Source organism: Klebsiella sp. A-Nf5 (assembly GCF_002810545.1).
Classification (GTDB): Bacteria; Pseudomonadota; Gammaproteobacteria; order Enterobacterales; family Enterobacteriaceae; genus Klebsiella; species Klebsiella variicola.
The window spans coordinates 1-4924 of sequence record NZ_PIOG01000124.1 but is presented as its reverse complement, the minus strand read 5'-3'; the positions used below and the strand labels follow the sequence as shown (position 1 = coordinate 4924).

General features: G+C 59.3%; 6 protein-coding genes. 3 read left to right on the top strand and 3 right to left on the bottom strand.

The genetic code is table 11. From position 1 onward, the window contains the following. Window positions 1-257: sodium ion-translocating decarboxylase subunit beta (locus CWM53_RS12505; RefSeq protein WP_165785076.1), on the top strand; the 257-nt coding region annotated here is incomplete at its 5' end. 59 nt (window positions 258-316) lie between these two features. Then, entirely contained in the window at window positions 317-1027 is a 711-nt protein-coding gene (locus CWM53_RS12500; RefSeq protein WP_100676244.1) for a hypothetical protein, read from the top strand. Between the two features lie 25 nt (window positions 1028-1052). Here CWM53_RS12500 and degS read toward each other — a convergent pair whose 3' ends face one another. The 3 genes from degS to zapG form a co-directional block, all read right to left on the bottom strand. Beyond that, window positions 1053-2111, bottom strand: a complete 1059-nt coding sequence (gene degS / locus CWM53_RS12495) for an outer membrane-stress sensor serine endopeptidase DegS (protein ID WP_008806667.1) — start codon at window positions 2109-2111, stop codon at window positions 1053-1055. An 87-nt stretch (window positions 2112-2198) separates the two neighbouring features. Continuing rightward, window positions 2199-3566, bottom strand: coding sequence for a serine endoprotease DegQ (degQ, locus tag CWM53_RS12490; protein WP_061153177.1), 1368 nt, complete (start codon window positions 3564-3566; stop codon window positions 2199-2201). Window positions 3567-3739: 173 nt separating this feature from the next. After that, window positions 3740-4138, bottom strand: coding sequence for a Z-ring associated protein ZapG (gene zapG, locus CWM53_RS12485; protein ID WP_012540461.1), 399 nt, complete (start codon window positions 4136-4138; stop codon window positions 3740-3742). A 190-nt stretch (window positions 4139-4328) separates the two neighbouring features. Between zapG and zapE the strand changes: the two genes are divergently transcribed. Beyond that, on the top strand, window positions 4329-4924 hold a 596-nt coding region (gene zapE, locus CWM53_RS12480), incomplete at its 3' end, for a cell division protein ZapE (protein WP_133124349.1).

The window sequence follows — 4924 nt, the reverse complement described above, 5'->3', positions numbered from 1 at the left end:
CCTTCTGCGTGGGGACCGCGGCCGGGGTGCTGATGGCGAAGCTGATGAACGTGTTCAGTAAACACAAAATCAACCCGCTGATTGGTTCCGCCGGGGTGTCGGCGGTGCCGATGGCGGCCAGGGTGTCGAACAAGGTGGGTCTGGAAGCGGACGGGCAGAACTTCCTGCTGATGCACGCCATGGGCCCGAACGTGGCGGGGGTGATCGGCTCGGCGATCGCCGCCGGGGTGATGCTCAAGTACGTGCTGGCGATGTAGGCCAGCCAGTTCCCGCGGCTGGCATACCGGCCGCGGAGATTTCTCATAAGGAGACGGTGATGAATGAAGCCATAGCATGCTGTCCGGAAAACCGGACATCAACACGGGAGGCGGTGGTTGACGCCATGCTGGCGTCAGGCGATGAACTTGCACAACTGCAGCCGGCGCTGAACCTGCTTTCGCCCCCGCTGAACGCCACGCCTGGTGAAGCGCTGCTGGCCAGCTGTTATGAGGCCGGAGCTGACCACAACGCTGACAAGGCGACACGGGCGGTGACTGCCTTACCGGCGGCGGTCGTGCGCTCTGCGACGCCCTCGCTGCAGCGCAGCGGTCTGCTGTGCATGGCGGCCGGGGCGCTCAGCGCCCGGCATCTTCCGCTGACGCACAACCGGCTGTGCGACGTGGCGGGGCAGTTCGCCCGCGCAATCCCTGAAGGCGATGAAGAGGCGGGCAGTGGATTTTATACCGTGCGCAGCGTGTCCCTGCCCGTCTACCGGCGGCTGCGGCGGGATAACCATTCTCACAGCGTCTGTCTGCAGCAGGCGCTGCTGCATTTGCTGGCCTGGAAGAGTGAGTCGCCCTGGGCGCGACAGCAGGCGCAGCGCCTGCTCTGGCAGGGTGGCGTGCTGGGTGAGAAGGGGGAGTTTGCGCTACTGACGCTGGATGATGAGCTTCGCGAGCGACAGATAGTCTGGCCCGCGCTGAGATCGCTGCTGGCGGTGACCGGGTTTCTGGTCAGATACCCGGCCGGTCCGGTATTTAGCGATTAACGAGACTCCCCAAACGGGGAGCCGTTTAGTTGGTGGCCGGGTATTCCTGGACGGCGATATGGAGCGTAATTTTCTTATCATCACGCATGATGACTACCGGAATTTCCGATCCCGGGCGGATCTCGGCCACCTGATCCATCGTCTCCAGTGCAGAGACCGCAGGTTTGTCATTCACGGAGATGATCACGTCGTTGGCGCGGATCCCGGCTTGTGCTGCGGGGCCATCAGGCGCCACATCGTTAACCACGATCCCCTGGATCTGATCGATCCCGCCACCCTGCGCGTGCAGCGGGGCGATCTCCCGGCCGCTAATGCCGATATAGCCGCGGATCACCCGGCCATCCCGGATCAGCTTATCCATAATTTTGGTCGCTAACTGGAACGGGATCGCAAAGCCAATGCCTTCCGGTGTTTCGCCGTCATTGCTTTTGTCAAAGGAGAGGGTGTTAATCCCCATCAGCTCGCCGAGAGAGTTCACCAGCGCCCCACCCGAGTTACCGTGGTTAATCGAGGCGTCAGTCTGCAGGAAGTTCTGGCGGCCGGTGGGGTTGAGGCCAATGCGCCCTGTGGCGCTGATGATCCCCTGAGTGATGGTCTGCCCCAGGTTATAGGGGTTGCCAATCGCCAGGACGACATCGCCAATATGCGGCGTGCGTTTCGGGTTGATCGGGATCACCGGCAGCCCGCCGGTGGCGTTGATCTTCAGCACGGCGAGGTCAGTCAGGGTGTCGGAGCCGACCAGCAGCGCTTCGAAGACGCGGCCGTCCTGCAGCGCGACAATGATCTGATCGGCATCGTTGATAACGTGCTTGTTGGTCAGGATATAGCCGCGCTGGTCCATGATCACCCCGGAGCCAAGCGTCAGCTGATTATGGCTGGTGCTGTTCAGAGCGCGGTTATAGACGTTCACCACGGCGGGCGCCGCGCGGCGTACGGCGGCGTTATAGCTCACAGGGGAGTCGTCTGCCGTATCGTTCTGGGTGGTCGGCGTCAGCTGCCACTGGCGCAGCGATGGCATCAGGGCCAGCAGCAGGCCCCCGACAATCAAACCGATGAGTATCGAACGTAATAACTTTCCAGGCATGATGCAAATATCGTTAATGAATGGTCAGACGCAGCATAGCATGAGTTGTCCGGACATCGCACATGGCGGCGATGTCCGGGAAGACAATCAGCGCAGCAGCAGATAAATGCTTTCGTTGCCGCGGATCACGTTCAGGGCGATGACCGGCGGTTTGCCTTCAAGCACTTTGCGCAGTTCGGCAATCGAGTGAATACGTTCCCGGTTAAGGCCAATGATAATGTCGTCCTTATGCAGGCCGACCTGGGCAGCGGCGCTGCCTTTATCGACATTGTCGATTACCACCCCTTTGGTTCCGTCCTTCATCTGACCATCGCTGAGCGAGGCTCCCTGCAGGGCAGGGATAATCAGCTCGGCGCTGGCGGTGGAGGAAGTGCTCTTATCCAGCGTCACTTCGACATCGACCGGTTTTCCGTCGCGCAGCAGGCCAAGTTTGACCTTGGTGCCCGGTTCGGTGGTGGCGATACGCGAGCGCAGTTCGGCAAAACTGTTCAGCGGCTTGCCGTTCAGACTGACGATGACGTCGCCGGATTTGATCCCCGCTTTGGCGGAACCGGAGTTTGGCAGCACTTCACTGACGAAGGCGCCGCGCTGAACGTCGAGATTCATCGCCTTGGCGATATCGGCGCTCATTTCCATGCCTTTAATGCCCAGCAGGCCGCGTTTGATTTCGCCAAACTGAATGAGCTGGTCGGCGAGGGTTTTCGCCATGTTGCTTGGAATGGCAAAGCCGATGCCGATGCTGCCGCCGCCCGGCGCCAGGATCGCGGTGTTGATACCGATAAGCTCGCCATTGAGGTTCAGCAGCGCGCCGCCGGAGTTGCCGCGGTTAATCGAGGCATCGGTCTGGATGAAATTCTCCAGCCCTTCAAGATTCAGGCCGCTGCGGCCAAGGGCAGAGATAATGCCGGAGGTGGCGGTTTGGCCAAGGCCGAACGGGTTGCCGACGGCGACGGCGAAGTCGCCGACGCGGAGTTTATCGGAGTCAGCAATGGCGATTTGCGTCAGGTTCGCCGGCTTAACCAGCTGCAGCAGAGCAATGTCGCTCTGTTCATCGCTGCCGACCAGTTTGGCATCAAACTCACGGCCATCGTTCAGCTGGACGCTGATCTTCTGCGCCTGATTGATGACGTGGCTATTGGTCAAGACGTAGCCCTTCGCCGCGTCGATGATGACGCCGGAGCCGAGCCCTTCAAACGGCTGCGCCTGCTCTTGCGGGGCGTTATCGCCAAAATATTTTTTCAGCTCTTCCGGCATATTTTGCGTCGGCGAAGCGGTACCTTCCACCTGCACGCTAACCACCGCTGGCAGGACCTTTTCCAGCATCGGTGCCAGGCTTGGTAACGCGCCCTGGCCGGGCACCTGAGTCGGTAAGGATGCTGCTGCCGGAGGCAGGGCCGACAACGATAACCCAATGCTTAACGCTAACGCACTCAACAGCAAAGTCTGTTTCTTCATTAGATGCTGGCTCTCGTAACCTGAGGTGAATGGAAGAACGTCCTGAATAACCTGATGTTATTGAATTTTTACACAGGTAACAATGTGGGTACTGGTTTAAATTGTAGCCGGGAAGTGGGGGAAGGAGCGGGCGCGGTGGGTGCGCCCGGAGATATTTTATCAGACGCGATCAATTAATCGCGTTTTGCGCCACCGCGCAGTAAACCGGATGCGCCTTCAGAGTAGTCGCGCGGCATCTGGACAGGGGCCTGATCGTTGCTGGCTTCTGACTCTTCCAGGCGGTTGCGGAACGGGTTGGCGTCTGCCATAGAGTCCGGCAGCAGGTTGTTAGAGCTTTTCGCCATATGCTGATACAGCTGACGATAGTCGTGCGCCATGTTATCCAGCAGTTCGGCGCTGCGCGCGAAGTGGCTGACCAGCTCTTCACGGTATTCTTCAAGCTCGGCTTTATTTTTTTCCAGTTCGAACTGCAGCGCCTGCTGCTGGCGCAGTTTGCGGTTGCCGAAACGCATGGCGACGGCACCAATAATGATACCGACGACTAATCCAATTAGCGCGTATTCCCAGGTCATGAACATCTCCCGTTGTTTTGTGGTTCCGTAGGGTGGCTGTTAGGCTCTCCGCCTGCGCCCGATAGTGCCACTATAACCGCTAATTCCACAGAAGTGGAATCCTGGCGTATCATCGCGTAGTGTAGAACGGCCTTTTTTTCGTCAATCGTGAGCTTCGGCATTACGGTTTTCAAGGAATAACAATTAGATCATGCAAAGCCTGTCTCCAACATCGCGTTACCTTTTAGCCCTGAAAGAGGGCAGCCATCAACCCGACGACGTCCAGCAAGAAGCGGTGAGCCGCCTTGATACCATTTACCAGGAACTGCAGACTCAGCCCGCGCCCGTCGCGTCAGGCGGCGGTTTGCGCGCGAAATTCGGCAAACTGCTGGGTAAGCGCGAACCGGCTGCCGAGGCGGCACCTGTCCGCGGCCTGTATATGTGGGGCGGCGTGGGGCGGGGAAAAACCTGGCTGATGGACCTGTTTTACCAGAGCCTGCCGGGCGAGCGTAAGCAGCGCCTGCATTTTCATCGCTTTATGCTGCGCGTGCACGACGAGCTGACCACCCTGCAGGGACATAGCGACCCGCTGGAGATTGTCGCCGACCGCTTTAAAGCGGAAACCGATGTGCTCTGTTTCGACGAGTTTTTCGTCTCCGATATTACCGATGCCATGCTGTTGGGCGGGTTGATGAAAGCCCTGTTTGCCCGTGGCATCACCCTGGTCGCCACCTCCAATATTCCGCCGGATGAGCTCTATCGCAATGGCCTGCAGCGCGCTCGTTTTCTGCCTGCTATCGACGCCAT